Annotated in this window: 9 protein-coding genes and 1 pseudogene; 8 read left to right on the top strand and 2 right to left on the bottom strand. The window is 61.5% G+C overall.

Going from position 1 to position 14,462, the window contains the following annotated elements:
- Positions 1 to 96: 96 nt before the first annotated feature.
- From Q363_RS43670 to Q363_RS03490, 7 genes and pseudogenes are all read left to right on the top strand, one after another.
- Positions 97 to 591 (top strand): annotated as a pseudogene (locus tag Q363_RS43670) (glycoside hydrolase family 130 protein); the annotation flags it as partial.
- A 170-nt stretch (positions 592 to 761) separates the two neighbouring features.
- Positions 762 to 1,214: a glycoside hydrolase family 130 protein gene (locus tag Q363_RS43665; RefSeq protein ID WP_342667381.1), complete on the top strand. Its 453-nt coding sequence runs from the start codon at positions 762 to 764 to the stop codon at positions 1,212 to 1,214.
- Positions 1,215 to 1,690: 476 nt separating this feature from the next.
- The gene (locus Q363_RS03510) at positions 1,691 to 2,767 is read left to right on the top strand and encodes an AI-2E family transporter (RefSeq protein ID WP_051978303.1); all 1,077 of its coding nucleotides are present in this window, start codon (positions 1,691 to 1,693) and stop codon (positions 2,765 to 2,767) included.
- A gap of 170 nt (positions 2,768 to 2,937) precedes the next feature.
- Positions 2,938 to 4,788, top strand: coding sequence for a phosphoenolpyruvate carboxykinase (GTP) (locus Q363_RS03505; RefSeq protein WP_035347920.1), 1,851 nt, complete (start codon positions 2,938 to 2,940; stop codon positions 4,786 to 4,788).
- Positions 4,789 to 5,498: 710 nt separating this feature from the next.
- On the top strand, positions 5,499 to 6,596 hold the full coding sequence (locus Q363_RS03500; protein ID WP_035347919.1) for a YeiH family protein: 1,098 nt from the start codon (positions 5,499 to 5,501) through the stop codon (positions 6,594 to 6,596).
- Positions 6,597 to 6,731: 135 nt separating this feature from the next.
- Positions 6,732 to 9,998, top strand: a complete 3,267-nt coding sequence (locus tag Q363_RS03495; RefSeq protein WP_035347918.1) for a carboxypeptidase-like regulatory domain-containing protein — start codon at positions 6,732 to 6,734, stop codon at positions 9,996 to 9,998.
- Positions 9,999 to 10,114: 116 nt separating this feature from the next.
- Positions 10,115 to 11,836, top strand: coding sequence for an MFS transporter (locus tag Q363_RS03490; RefSeq protein WP_035347917.1), 1,722 nt, complete (start codon positions 10,115 to 10,117; stop codon positions 11,834 to 11,836).
- Positions 11,837 to 11,839: 3 nt separating this feature from the next.
- Here Q363_RS03490 and Q363_RS45315 read toward each other — a convergent pair whose 3' ends face one another.
- A complete protein-coding gene (locus tag Q363_RS45315; RefSeq protein WP_342667380.1) occupies positions 11,840 to 12,697 on the bottom strand; it encodes an outer membrane beta-barrel protein in 858 nt (285 codons plus the stop codon).
- Positions 12,649 to 13,293 carry a porin family protein gene (locus tag Q363_RS45310; RefSeq protein WP_035347915.1) on the bottom strand — a complete coding sequence of 215 codons (645 nt, stop codon included), beginning with the start codon at positions 13,291 to 13,293 and terminating at the stop codon, positions 12,649 to 12,651. Before Q363_RS45310 ends, Q363_RS45315 begins: the two co-directional genes overlap by 49 nt.
- 162 nt (positions 13,294 to 13,455) lie before the next feature.
- Here Q363_RS45310 and Q363_RS03475 point away from each other — a divergent pair, with 162 nt between their 5' ends.
- Positions 13,456 to 14,385, top strand: a complete 930-nt coding sequence (locus Q363_RS03475) for a hypothetical protein (protein ID WP_035347914.1) — start codon at positions 13,456 to 13,458, stop codon at positions 14,383 to 14,385.
- Positions 14,386 to 14,462 lie beyond the last annotated feature (77 nt).

The raw sequence follows: 14,462 nt of genomic DNA, 5'->3' as shown, positions 1-14,462 counted from the left end.
TGCCCCACTTCTCGATTCTGAGATGTGGGACATCGTCCGAAGGACGACCACACTCCTTAGCATCCGAAACCATGCCTGAGGCATACTTACCTCCTGATGCGAATCCCCAACTCCTACCTCGCTATCACCACCACCCTCGCCCTCACCCTCCTGGCCGCAGCGAAACCCACAAACGACGCCTGGCAGATCGGCCCCTTCACCCGCCCCCTCGACACCCCCGTCATCACCCCCAACAAAGCCTCTCTCTTCAACGATCCCATCGCCAAAACACCCATCCACTGGGAGTCGCTTCACACCTTCAACCCCGCCGCCATCGTCCGCGACGGCAGGATCATCGTCCTCTATCGCGCCGAAGACGACACCGGCAAGATGGAGATCGGCAACCACACCTCGCGCCTCGGCCTCGCCTCCTCGACCGACGGCATCCACTTCACCCGCCAGCCCCAGCCCGTCTTTTACCCAGCTGAAGACGCGCAAAAATCCCGCGAGTTGCCCGGCGGCGTCGAAGATCCCCGCATCGTCGAATCCGACGACTCCCCCGCCGACCAGAGATACGTCCTCACCTACACCCAGTGGAACCGCCAGACCTACTCCATCGGCCTCGCCACCTCCCCCGACCTCGAGCACTGGACCAAGCACGGCCCCATCTTCCTGGTTCCGCCAACGGCAAGTACGACTCGCTCAAATACAAATCTGGAGGCATCGTCACCCAGCTCAAAGGTGACCGCCTCGTCGCCGCAAAGATCAACGGCAAATACTGGATGTACTGGGGCGAGATCATCGTTCGCCTCGCCACCTCGCCCGATCTCATCCACTGGACCGCCGTCGAGGACGCCGCAGGAAACCCCATCGAGGTCCTCACCAAACGCCCCGGCCACTTCGACAGCGGCTTCCCCGAGGTCGGCCCGCCGCCCGTCCTCACTGACGCAGGAATCGTGGTCCTCTACAACGGCAAAAACGACCCCGACCACGGCGACCCCGCTCTCGGAGCCAACGCCTACGCCGCGGGCGAGGCCATCTTCGACGCCCACGACCCCGCTCACCTCATCGCCCGCGCCGAAGCCCCCGCCCTCAAACCCGAGCGCCCCTACGAAAAAACCGGCCAGTACGTCGCCGGAACCACCTTCGCCGAAGGCCTCGTCCGCTTCCGCAACCGCTGGTTCCTCTACTACGGCTGCGCCGACTCAGCCGTAGGAGTAGTCACCGCCCCGTAGCGCTCGTGCTCAAAATAGAGTGTCATTCTGAGCGAAGCGAAGAACCCCCGCATTTTGGCCGTGCTGCCATGACTTCCGGTGCCAGCGCCCCACATCTCGATTCTGAGATCTGGGGCGTGCTCCAAAACCCCGCGCCAACCGGCCATTTCCAGCGATATCCACACCAAGGACTCTTGACACCCCCTGCTACACTTAACTTAAAGAAGCAAAGAAAAAGCCCGGCCATATATGGCCGGGCTTTCTGCATCAGCAGCCGAATACCGAAGTACCAACCTAAAGTCTCTCGATCGAAGACTTTGCACACTTGAGTGCGGGGGATGGTATCCGCTGCACAGTGCGAACACTGAGGATAACCACAACCCACGGCACCCCTCCAGGGGCTCGGCCGCCCCCTGCCAGGAGAAGTCCGTTCCCTCCCCCCACTGGCGCACCATAATGGAGTAGCCTTTATCGGAAATCGATCCTGACGAGGTCTCATGCAGCCAGACAGTGAAGCGACGCCGTGGAGACAGATCGCTCTCTTCCTCATGACGCTCGGCGTTCTCGTCGTCACCGCATTTCTTCTCAAGCCGTTCCTCGTAGCCATCGTAGGAGCGATCGTTATCGCGGTCGTCACCGAGCGTCCTTATCAATGGCTGGCTGGAAAGATCGGCCGTCCGAATCTCTGCGCCACCGTTGCGCTCCTCCTGATCGTCATTAGCATCATCGTGCCGACGTTCTTCCTCGCGCAGAGCGTCGGCCAGCAGGTCGCCAACGTGGTCACGGCTCTTCGCAGCGAGACCACGCACCAGAAGATCGCCGACTACTTCAGCCGGCATCCAGCGCTGGCGTCGCGAATTCTGGCGATCAGCAACAGCATCGATCTGCCAAATACGACGAAATCCGTTGCTGCATTCTTCGGCGCTAAGGTCGCAGGCATTATCGGCAGCTCCATCGGTGCGATCACTCAGATCGTCATCCTGCTCTTTATCCTGTTCTTCCTTTACCGCGACCGCGCACTCGCCGGAGCCTTCGCTCGTTCGCTGCTGCCTTTGGACGACGACGAAGCCAGCGTGCTGATGGATCGACTTCGCGGCACAATCTACGCCACGGCCCTCGGCCGCCTGGCCATCGCCGCGATACAAGGAACGCTGGGAGGCCTGGCGTACGGGGTACTTGACGTTCCGAACGCCTTTCTTTGGGGAATCCTGACAGCAATCATGGCAATGGTTCCGGCCTTTGGAGCCTTTCTTGTCTGGATACCGATCGCCCTCTTCCTCGGCTTCAGCGGACACTGGAGCAAGGCCGCACTTCTCGCCGCATGGGGCGGAGGCGTCGTCAGCACCATCGATAACTTTCTCTATCCGGTGATGGTCGGTCCGCATCTTCGCCAACACACCGTAGCAGTCCTGCTCTCCATCCTCGGAGGCATCGCGCTGTTTGGAATTACCGGAATTATTCTTGGCCCGCTCGCCTTCGCCGCAGCGTCCACTCTGCTGGAGATATGGAAGACACGTACCGCGCAACGGGACACAAATAAAGATCTAGATCCAATGGCCAGCCGCTTGCGGTAGCTGAACATCGGGCGAACCCGAGGCTGTTGCTCCCGGCTAACCGACGATATCGGGGCGACCTGACTCTGACCAGGCTGCCGACGACATGCGCCGATGATCGCCCACCCAAAGTTGACAGGCCGTCATGAGAGGCGAAGACTTAATCTAGGAAGCAGGGAAACACCCAGACTATGAAGATTGAGAAGAGCGCAACAGCGGTCCTCCCCGCATCGCCCCCCACAACAAACAAGCATCTCATCCGCTGGGTAGAAAAGATGGCCGACCTGACCCAGCCCGACTCGATCCACTGGGTAGACGGCTCCAAGACGGAATACGACGCCCTCTGCCAGCAGCTGATTGATTCCGGAACCTTTACCACGCTGAACCAGAAGCTGTGGCCGGGCTGCTTCTACGCGCGTTCCACTCCGAACGACGTCGCCCGGGTGGAGGACCGCACCTTCATCTGCTCGCTCTCGAAGGACAACGCTGGCCCGACAAACAACTGGGAAGACCCCTTCGTGATGCGGCGCAAGCTGAAGCAGTTGTTCCGCGGCTCGATGCGCGGGCGCACGATGTACGTGCTTCCCTTCTCGATGGGCCCGGTCGGCTCGCCGATGTCGCAGATCGGCGTCCAGCTTACGGACTCGCCGTACGTCGTCGTTAATATGAGAATCATGGCGCGGATTGGCCTTCCGGTGTTCGCCGAGATCGACAAAGATATCAAGCGCGTCGTTCCCTGCATGCACTCCGTAGGCGCGCCGCTCGGGCCTGGAGAGCAGGACGTCCCTTGGCCCTGCAACGACGAGAAGTACATCGTCCACTTCCCGGAGACGCGCGAGATCTGGTCGTACGGCTCCGGCTACGGCGGCAACGCGCTGCTGGGGAAGAAGTGCTTCGCGCTGCGCATCGCCTCCAACATCGCGCGCGATGAGGGCTGGATGGCCGAGCATATGCTTATCCTCGGCGTGGAATCTCCCACCAAGGAGAAGACGTACGTCGCCGCCGCGTTCCCCTCGGCCTGCGGCAAGACGAACTTCGCCATGATGATTCCTCCGGCCGGATTTGACGGATGGAAGGTGTGGACGGTGGGCGACGACATCGCCTGGATCAAGCCCGATGCGACGGGACAGCTGCGCGCCATCAATCCTGAGGCAGGCTTCTTCGGCGTGGCACCGGGAACGTCGGCGAAGACCAATCCCAATGCGATGGCGACGCTGGCGAAGAACACCATCTTTACCAACGTCGCGCTTACACCCGACGGTGGAGTGTGGTGGGAGGGAATGACCGACACGCCGCCGGCCGAGTGCCTTGACTGGCGCGGCAATCTCTGGACGCCCGAGATCGGCAAGCAGACCGGTCAGCCCGCGGCGCACCCGAACGGCCGCTTCACGGCGCCGGCCAGCCAGTGCCCGACGATCGATCCGGATTGGGAGGCTCCCGGGGGCGTGCCCATCTCGGCGATCATCTTCGGAGGCCGCCGCTCGACGACGATGCCACTCGTCTACCAGTCCTTCAACTGGTCAGGCGGCGTCTACACCGGAGCCACGATGGGTTCGGAGACGACGGCCGCGGCCGGTGGGGCGCTCGGCAAGGTGCGGCGCGATCCCATGGCGATGCTTCCCTTCTGCGGCTATCACATGGGCGACTACTTCCGGCACTGGATCAAGATGCAGCGAACGCTGTCGTCCACGCCGCGCATCTTCCACGTCAACTGGTTCCGCAAGGGCGAGGATGGAAAGTTTCTTTGGCCCGGATACTCGGAGAACATGCGAGTGCTGAAGTGGATCGTCGACCGTGTACGGGGCCGCGCTCAGGGTAAGGAGACGCCGGTCGGCTGGACGCCTCACTTTGAAGACATTAACTGGGAGGGCTTGAAGATTCCGCGGGAGAAACTGCGGGAGCTCTTTGACCAGCTTCAGAGCGTCGATCGGGCGGCCTGGCGGCGTGAGGTGATGGACCACGAGGAGCTCTTTCTGGCACTGCATGACCATCTTCCGCCGGAGATGATCTACGAGCGCGAGCTGCTGATCTGCCGGCTGTGACAAATCGCTGTTTTATCTGGATTTCTCCTGCTCCGCCGGAACAGAACTATGGCTATTGCGGCAGACCGGAGAACCGGTCAACTTGCTGATTTAAATTGATTTAGTGTTACTGCGCTCCAGACAGGCTTTCCCGAACCGGGACGAACCTCATGTCGATTGGCAAGCCCCTTGACTCCGCCCGCGATTCTCGTTATCTTAACCGAAGTGACAGGACTCCCTTCGGGTTGAGTCGGTCATAACGAAGTCCACCCACTTCGTTGCTTTACCGGAATACCCACGCAACAGCCCCCACCGCGCTGCGTGGGTTTCCTCTTTAAGCCCCAAACCTCTTCGCTTGACTCATCCGCCCCGAACCCATTACCCTTTTTCCATGGGATCGAAGCACATCGCCAGCAGCACCTGTTGCCTTTGTTGTATGGGCACGTGTTGCTGCTGCGTCGGACTCTCCCTCACCTAAGCTGAACGATCAGTCTTAGAGGATCTCAGGACCCACGTAACAGCGCCAGTCGCCTACGTGGGTTTTCTGTTGCCCGCGTTATCCCTCACCTTCAAGTTGATCTTCAAGAAATCGAGGCAAGCATGGCCGCACCTCACTCGACCCAGACTCGCATCAACGTCGACTTTATCGCCGTCGCCATTGCGCTCACGCTGGCAGCGCTCATCCGCTTTAACATCCTTCCGCCGGTCTCCTTCTAACCGCGCTTCTTTCCATGTCCGCCCACACGATTCCGAGTCCGGCCGCCATCGAATCACCCTCGCTCGCAACACGATTCCTGCGCGTGTTGCCGGGCGTTGGCCTGCTCTTCGGAATCGGTCTTCTGGGTAAGCTGCTGGAACAGGCCTCCACGCAGCTTCGTGCGGCCCATCCGGCGATTCCCTTTCCTCACCTCGAGTACGTCCTGTGGGCCATCGTTCTCGGGCTTGTGATTGGCAACGTCTTCGGTGTTGCGCCAATCTTCCGCGCCGGCGTCGCGACCTACGAGCTGTGGCTTAAGCTCGGCATTGTGCTGGTGGGCGCCCGTTTCGTCCTGCAGGACGTCCTTCATATCGGAGGACTGTCGCTAGCGCTGGTTGCCGTTGAGCTGATTCTTTCGCTCTCGGTGATGCATCTTCTCGGCCGCGTCTTCCGCCTGCCGCCAAAGCTCACCAGCCTTCTTGCGATCGGCTCCAGCATCTGCGGCGTCACGGCCATTATGGCAGCCCAGGGAGCCATCGAGCCCGAGGAAGAGGACACCTCCACGGCGATCGCCGCGATCCTCACTCTCGGCGCCATTGCGCTCTTCACCTTCCCTGCCATCGGACACGCTCTGCACATGAGTCAGCAGGGCTACGGCATGTGGGCGGGACTTGCGGTCGATAATACGGCCGAGTCGCTCGTCACCGGCGCGCTCTACGGCGAAGAAGCCGGGCGCTGGACCGTTCTCGCCAAGACGGCGCGCTCCGGCTTCATCGGCTTCGTCGTTCTCGCTTACGCGGTTTACTGGTCGTCGCGCGGGCTCGCTCCTGACGTCGAACACAAAGGACTCTTCCTCTGGCGCAAGTTTCCGAAGTTCATCCTGGGCTTCATTGCGCTCTCGGTCCTGGCGACCTCGGGCTTCTTCAATCACACGCAGCTTACCAGCCTGGCGAACCTCTCGCGCTGGGCCTTCCTGCCTGCCTTCGCGGGCGTCGGCCTGCGCACGAGCCTACGCGACCTCACCGGCCAGGGCTGGCGTCCGCTAATCGTCGGCATCCTCGGTGAGATCTTCATCGCCCTCGTCACGCTGGGCCTTGTCTATTGGAGCTATAGCCACGGAGTCGCGCGATGACTCTTCCCTTCTTCACTCCGGTCCGCTGTTGTTGTCGCCCGTAGCGCGAGAACCCAGCCCCTTCGTCCTCACCGACAGGCAGAGCAGCTCACCCATCCCACGCAAGGTGAGCGCTACAACACTCCGGAGCCCCTCATGCAAGGCCGCACACGCAAACTCTCACTCTCTCCCGCCGAGATCCTTCTCGTCGCCGCACTCCTCGCCTTCTTCGCGCTCACCGCGCGTCACCTGCATGCGCAGGTCGTCGGCGGAACGCTGTCCGGCCTGGTCACTGACCCCACCGGAGCTGCTCTCTCTGACGCCTCCATCCTTGTTCACAACGATGAGACAGGCAACGAGCGCCGCCTCACGACCGGCCCCGACGGCCGCTTCTCAGCGCCCTCCATCCCTGTCGGCACCTACACCATCACGGCCGAGCACCCGGGCTTCACCGCGCAGCGCCGCACCGGCATCCCGCTCACGATCGGCCAGAGCAAGCAGATCGACCTTGAGCTCACAGTGGACTCTGTCCAGCAGCAGGTCACCGTCGAGGACACGCCTGCTATCGTGAATCTCTCGACGCAACAGACCTCGGGACTCGTTGACGAACGCCAGATCAAACAGCTTCCGCTCAACGGCCGGAGCTACGATCAGCTCATCACGCTCAATCCTGCCGTCGTCAACTACACCGGCCAGCGTTCGGGCTCCATCGGCACGTCGAACTCATCAGTGGGCAATATGTTCGCCATCTCCGGCCGCCGCCCGCAGGACAATCTCTTCCTGCTCAATGGCGTCGAGTACACGGGAGCCTCGCTCATCAACGTTACTCCGGGCGGAACCAGCGGCCAGCTGCTCGGCGTCGATGCTGTTCGCGAGTTCAACGTTGTCACCGACACTTACTCGGCCAGCTACGGCAAGCGTCAGGGCGCGCAGATCTCGATCGTCACCGCGTCCGGCACCAACCATCTGCACGGCTCGGTTTATGAGTTCCTTCGCAACTCTGCGCTCGACGCGCGAAACTATTTCGACCAGGCGCATATCCCCGAGTTCCAGCGCAATAACTTCGGCGGCTCGCTCGGCGGCCCCATCCGGCGCGACAAGCTCTTTCTCTTTGGCAACTACGAGGGCTACCGCCAGAACCTCGGCCTCTCCAACGTGACCTTCGTCCCCGACACACAGGCTCGTCAGGGATACCTGCCTGATCCTGCCAGCCCCTCTGGCCCGCGTAAGAACTATGGCGTCGCCGCCGGCGTTGCGCCGCTCTTCAACCTGTGGCCCACGCAGAACGGGCCCGCGCTGCTCGACGCCAAGGGCAATCCGACGGGCATCGCACTCGCCTACTCGAACCCGATGCAGCACATCCGCGAGGACTTCGGCACCACACGCTTCGACTACAACATCACCCCTAACGATCTCTTCTTCGCCGTCTACACCATCGACGACTCTACTGCTGACACTCCTACGCAGAACCCGTTCGCTTCGATCAACGAGGACCTGCGCGAGCAGGTTGCGAGCCTGCAGGAGCAGCATGTCTTCTCACCACGCCTGCTCAACACTGCGCGCTTCGGTTTCTCACGCGCCTCGTTCTTCTTCCTCGGCTCATCGTCCCCGCTCAACGGAGCTACAGTCCCCGGATGGGTTGCAGGCAAGCCCGTGGGAGCGATCGTCATCGCCGGTTCCACGGCATCAAACGGCTCGTCACAGATTACGGGAGCAGGTGCGAACGTCGGCTCCAACAACGCCACCACGCGCAACCTCTTCACCTTCGACGACCACATCTTCTGGACGCGTGGCCGCCACCAGATCGAGGCCGGAGGATGGGTGCAACGCTTGCAGTCCAACGATAACCTCGCGCAGAACCAGTTCGGCCAGGCCTCCTTCGCCTCGCTCACCACGTTTCTTCAGGGAACGGTGAAGACCTTCACGGTGGTGCCTGATCCCAGGGCACTGGGATGGCGCTCGTGGATGGGTGCAGGCTACCTCGAAGACACCATCCGACTTACGCCTCGTGTCGAGCTTCGCGCCGGAATCCGCATCGAGTCCACCAACGGCTTCAACGAGTCGCACGGACGCGCCTCCAACTATCGCTTCACGAACGGTGTGATCGATACGAACCCCACCATTGGCTCCACTCCTCTCACCAGCAATCGCGCGAAGTTCCTTCCAGCGCCACGCGTGGGTCTCGCCTGGGACGTACGTGGTGACGGTCGCACCAGCATCCGCGCAGGATTCGGCATGCACTACTCGCTGCTTGACACCCTCGACTATCGCCTCGATCAGGCCGCTCCGTTCAACACAACGCTCTCTCTGGCGAACGTTCCCTTCTCCAGTTTGAACATCACCTCGTCGACGAAGCCCTCGCCCGGCACACTCGTCTCGCCCTCAAGCGTGCAGACCGACATCGCCACCCCGACAGTCGTCTCCTGGAGCCTGCACATCGAGCAGCAGCTCGCACCTGATACGGCGCTCACGATCGGCTACATAGGATCACACGGCTACCATCAGATTCTCTCGGCTGATCTGAACGAGCCCGCCGCTACTGTAGTCAACGGTGTCATTTACTACCCGACGACCACCAAGGCGAACCCGGCAGTCGCGAACACGACCTCGTGGATATCGCAGGGCATCAGTAACTACAACGGTCTGGTCGTCGACCTCCGCCGCAGCCTCGCCCGCGGCCTGCAGATTCGCGGCAACTACACCTTTTCGAAGAACCTCGATAACGGTTCGGCATGGAACACCAGCGTCAGTGCGAACACGCCGGCATTCGTTTCCTATCCCGCTGATCCCAGCATCGACTACGGTCCCGCGGCCACCGACATCCGTCATCTCGTCGCGATCAATGGAACATACGACCTGCCGATCGGTCGCGGACATGTTATTGGCTCAAATCTCAGCGGCCTCGCCAACCAGGCCGTCAGCGGCTGGACGATCAGCACCATCATCGCGTTGCAGTCGGGCTTCCCCTTCTCGCCGCAGCTTGGCTACAACCCGACCGGATCGGGCGACACCCGCAACCCGGTTCGCCCCGATATCAATCCGAACTTCCACGGCAATCTCTATCCGCGTACGCCGCAGCAGTTCTTCAATCCCGCCGCCTTTATCGCGCCGGCCTTCGGCACCGTGGGCAATCTGGGGCGCGACACGCTCACCGGCCCCGGACTCGCCAACGCCGACCTCTCGCTGCTCAAAGGCACGCAGATCAGCGAACGCATCCACGCGCAGTTCCGCGCCGAGTTCTTCAACGTCCTGAACCGAACGAACTTCGCAACGCCCAATCCTGTCGTCTTCACCTCCGGGCCGACGCAGGGCAATGCAGCCAATCAAACCACTGCAGTCGTGGCCAGCCCCACAGCCGGCGTCATCACAGCAACCGCAGCCACGTCGCGTCAGATTCAATTTGGCCTCAAGCTTCTCTTCTAACCGCAGCATTCGGTACAGCGAGACGAAGCAGGGCGCGTATTGTGTCGCTGATTTCCTTCACGATTTTGCAACTCTCTCCGGACTGAGCCTCCGACTGAGTAAACTAGAGCTGAGCGATGCCCTTAGAGACGCCCAACTCCGGTCCACTCGTCTCCGTGGCAGACCCCGCACCCAGCGGGTTCGCTCCACTCCGCATACAACTCTTCCGCGACCGCTGGATCGCCTCCACGATCTCTTCGGTCGGCACCTGGATGCAGGATACGGCCGGCACCTGGTTGATGACAGTGCTGACCGGCTCGCCGCTGCTCATCGCGTTGATGCAGACGGCGGCCTCGCTTCCCGTGCTGCTCTTCGGCCTGCTGGGGGGAGCGACCGCAGACATCTTTGACCGCCGCAAGCTCCTCATCTTCTGGCAGGCATGGATGCTCGGTTCGGTCGCGATCCTTGCGGTGCTCACCTTTCTGGGCCACATCTCTCCATGGGCCTTGCTTGCCTTCACCTTCCTGTTGAACATCGGCTCGGCGATGAACAATCCTGCCTGGCAGGCGATCGTTCCTGAGCTGGTTCCCCGCGAGCTGATTCCCGATACCGTCTCGCTGAACGCCGCCTCGAACAACCTCGCCCGCGCCGTCGGTCCTGCGCTCGGCGGACTCATGGTGGCCGCCTTCGCAAGTGTCCACACCGGCGCCGGCTGGGTCTTCTTCCTCAACGCTGCGTCCTTTGCCGGAGTCATCTGGGTGCTCTACAACTGGAAGCGCACGCCGCTGTTCAAATCAGCGCTTCCTTCCGAACGCATCGCTGGCTCCATCATGACGGGCCTGCGCTACGTCCGCTACGCGCCGGAGCTGCAAGCATCGCTCGCACGTGCCTTCATCTTCACGTTCTTTGTCTCCGCCATCTGGGCGCTGCTGGCCGTCGTCGCCAAGCGCGACCTGAGCCAAGGTGCTCTCGGCTACGGCATTTTGAATGGCTCACTCGGGCTGGGCGCTGTCATCGGCGCCACTCAACTTCCGCGTATCCGGAGGCGATTCACCGCCGACCAGATCATCGCGGCCAGCACCTTCTACGATGTCGTGACGCTGTTGATCCTCGCCTACGTGCACTATCCTGCGATCATCATTCCCGTGCTTATCCTCTCCGGCTTCGCCTGGACCAGCACCATGTCGACACTCAACACATCGGTACAGCTCTCGGTTCCGGCCTGGGTGCAGGCTCGCGCGCTAGGAACCTACCTGATGACCTTTCAGGGCGGCATGGCCTTCGGTTCCATCCTCTGGGGCTTCGTCGCGGAGCATCTCTCGACGCCGATCGCGCTGGCTGCCTCGGCAGTCGGCCTCGCGATGACCTATCCCTTCATTCGCCGCTTCCACATCCTGCAGGGCCCTCTTCCCGACCATACGCCGCACCGTTCTTCGCGTCCCGCGCTGCTGCCTACTCCTTTCCCGCTGGCCGACTCTGAGGAAGCGGAGGACCCGCTCCATGCCGGTCCCGTTCGCATCTCGATCGACTATCGCGTGCCCATCGAACGCTACGCCGAGTTCACGCATGCGATTCACCAGCTCCGCGGTGTGCGTCTGCGTGACGGCGCGATTCGCTGGGGCATCTATCGCGACGCGATCGACCCCGAACACCTCAACGAGACCTTCCTGATGGAGTCATGGCTCGACTACCTGCGTTCGCGCGAGCGCATCACCGCCGCCGATGAGGCCATTCGCGCACGCGTCCGCGCGCTGCACCAGGGAGACGATGCCCCGCGGATCTCTTACCAGATCTACGCCCGCGAGATTACGCCGCACGAACCGCCGGAGTCACCCAACGGCAAACCACCTAAATCCTAAGCGCTACCACGCTCCCTGCTTGCCGCCATACCACCAGACCATCCCAACCGTCAGCGTGTCCTGATGCGATGAGAGCACGCCAACCTTGTCGGTCAGGAAGAACGGAACATTCGACCAGTCGCGCCTGTACTCCAGGCGCGTCAGCATCCCGTCAGCGACCTTGAACTCATAGGTACCGGTGAACTCCTTGAGAGCCTGCGAGGTCCCGCTGAAGAGTCCGTCGCGATCGGAGAAGTATTCGGCGCGTCCGGCAAACGCATTTCGCTTCGTCCATTGGTAGCGGGCATAACCTGCCCCGCCCCACACATGCGAAGGGGCCGAAGACTCTCCCGGCGCAGCGTTGGCCCACAGGCGCGAGATGACCCAGTCGCCCTCGAGCGCCAGCGTCACCTTCGGCGTAACGTTCCATGTCGCGTAGCTGTCAAAGATGTGCTGCTTGCCATCCGGCGCAGGCAACACCGGCGTCAGGCACAGGCCAGGCTGAATCGGAGCGCTCCCGCAGTCGGCCGCGTGCACTGAATCCGGATGGTCCTGGCCTACGAAATAATTCACCGTCCAGGACAGATTCTTCGCCGGCTGAAGTGACAGTCCGAATAGCTCATCCTTGTACGAGTTCGTCGGCTCAGATTGCTGCGTTCCGTTCACCAGCCAGTAGTTCACGCCGATCTTATCGTTGATCCTGTAATTCGCCCGTACGCCCATGTGATAGAACGGCAGGTAGTCGAAGAAGTACGACCGCGAATAGTTCATCTGGTCCTTCGTATAGTTCCCCTCGATACCGATTGAGCTCGACCACTTTCCCACATCGACCGTCAGCCCTTTGCCCAGCGGAAACACATAGGTGCCATACGCCTGGAAGATATTCCGATAGATCTCCGGCCTGGGCTCGTTGCCGGATTTCCCTGCAGCGTATCCGTCGCCTGGCCAAACTGCAGATCCAGACGCACGCCATAGCGCCTTCCCTCATCAACGTTCGGATCGAGGGCGAGCACGATGCCCGTCTGGTTGATGCTGAAGGCATTGCTCAACACATCGTAGGCACGCAGATACTGCACCCTGCCTAAGGGATGATTGAAGTCGTAGCCGTAGTAGCCATCGAAGAGAAAGTTCAGCGTCGCCCCGCCCGGAAGCACTCCCGGAAATGAGGTACTCTGCGCGGTCGTCGACGCGGAGCGCGGAGCGGATGTGACGGCTCCCTCTGCGGCGGCGCTGCTGGAGATTACGGACGAGTCTGCCACCGATGGAGCAGGACTGCTCGGCGCTGCCGCGCTCGCTGGCGTGGTCGCAGGAATCGCAGATGCCGCCTCCACTTTTGCTGACGCATTCGCCGTTTGTGGCAGCTGGTGGCGCGCCTGCTCTTCCAATGCCGCTACTCGCGCTGACAACTCGCGCACCATCTGCCGAAGCTCTTCCACTTCGTCGGCCCTCGCAGGATCAGCATTCTGCGCGAAGGCCATCGGAGTGAACGCCAACGCCCCGAGAAAGACCAGCTATGCAACCGACGAAGAAGCAGACACATAATCACCTCAGCTCAGAATCCGTGCAGCAAACCACGTCTGCGTAGAGAAACCGTAAAGACGGGCTTCTCTCGCCCGCGTCTATAGTAGGAGCAGGCGACGATGATTCTCTCCCCGCTCAGCTCGCTGTTTCTTGCCGCCTCGCTCGCCACTGTGCCGTTCGCGCTTGCGCAGGTCCAATCTGACCAGTCCGCAACCCGCCCGTTGCCTGATGTTCCGACGCTCATGCACGAGGTAGAACAGCATCAGCGCGCCTCCGAAGCGATCCAGAAGGACTATCTCTACCACGAGGTTGCGACCGTGCAGGACAACGACAAGAAGACGGAGACTCGCGAGTACGACGTCTTCTGGCTCAACGGAGTCGAGGTCCACAAACTCACCCGCAAAAACGGCAGAAACCTGACCGACGACGAGAAGAAGAAGGAAAACGAGCGCATCGACAAGGAAGTAGCCAAGGCGCAGGAGCGCAAGAGCAAGGCCCAGGCAAAGGGCCAGGAGACCGACTCGCATGGCCATGAAGAGATCACCGTCTCGCGCTTTCTCTCCCTCGGCAGCTTCGCTAATCCGCGGCGCGTGCAGCTCGTTGGCCGGGACACCATCGCGATCGACTACATTGGCGATCCGAAGGCGAAGACCCGCAACCGCAGCGAGGACTTCGTTCGCAACCTGGCTGGAACCATCTGGGTCGACGAAGAGGACCGCACCATCACTCGTCTCGAAGGCCATTTTGTCAATAGCTTCAAGATCGGCGCCGGCCTGGTGATGAACATCAAGAAGGACACGTCCTTCCTTGTCGAGCAGCGCAAGATCAACGGGGAGGTCTGGCTGCCTTCGCGCATCGAAGGACAGGGCGCGGCGCGCGTCATGCTCTTCGTTAGCCTGAACGGATCCATCCACATCACCGATTCGGACTACCGCAAGTTCAAGGCGACCTCGACGATCCTGCCGGGAGTCGCGACCGTGAACGATCCCTCTGCACCGGAGAGCACAACGCCACAACCTGTCGGCGCAACCTCTGCCGCGCCTCAGTAGCGCGGCGCTCCGCTGTGCGGATCGTGCCACGGTTCCTTCCTGTGCACTTTCGCTTTTGTGGAAACAGGAGTTAGGGA

This window comes from Edaphobacter aggregans DSM 19364, assembly GCF_000745965.1.
In the GTDB taxonomy this organism is placed as follows: Bacteria; Acidobacteriota; Terriglobia; order Terriglobales; family Acidobacteriaceae; genus Edaphobacter; species Edaphobacter aggregans.
This window is presented reverse-complemented; position numbering and strand designations above follow the sequence as displayed.

Bases quoted from the DNA above. Each gene is read 5' to 3' on its own strand.
- Q363_RS03495 (WP_035347918.1), top strand. From the start codon at position 6,732: ATGCAAGGCCGCACACGCAAACTCTCACTCTCTCCCGCCGAGATCCTT.
- Q363_RS03505 (WP_035347920.1), top strand. From the start codon at position 2,938: ATGAAGATTGAGAAGAGCGCAACAGCGGTCCTCCCCGCATCGCCCCCC.
- Q363_RS03475 (WP_035347914.1), top strand. From the start codon at position 13,456: ATGATTCTCTCCCCGCTCAGCTCGCTGTTTCTTGCCGCCTCGCTCGCC.
- Q363_RS03490 (WP_035347917.1), top strand. From the start codon at position 10,115: ATGCCCTTAGAGACGCCCAACTCCGGTCCACTCGTCTCCGTGGCAGAC.
- Q363_RS45310 (WP_035347915.1), bottom strand. From the start codon at position 13,293: ATGGCCTTCGCGCAGAATGCTGATCCTGCGAGGGCCGACGAAGTGGAA.
- Q363_RS43665 (WP_342667381.1), top strand. From the start codon at position 762: ATGTACTGGGGCGAGATCATCGTTCGCCTCGCCACCTCGCCCGATCTC.
- Q363_RS03510 (WP_051978303.1), top strand. From the start codon at position 1,691: ATGCAGCCAGACAGTGAAGCGACGCCGTGGAGACAGATCGCTCTCTTC.
- Q363_RS03500 (WP_035347919.1), top strand. From the start codon at position 5,499: ATGTCCGCCCACACGATTCCGAGTCCGGCCGCCATCGAATCACCCTCG.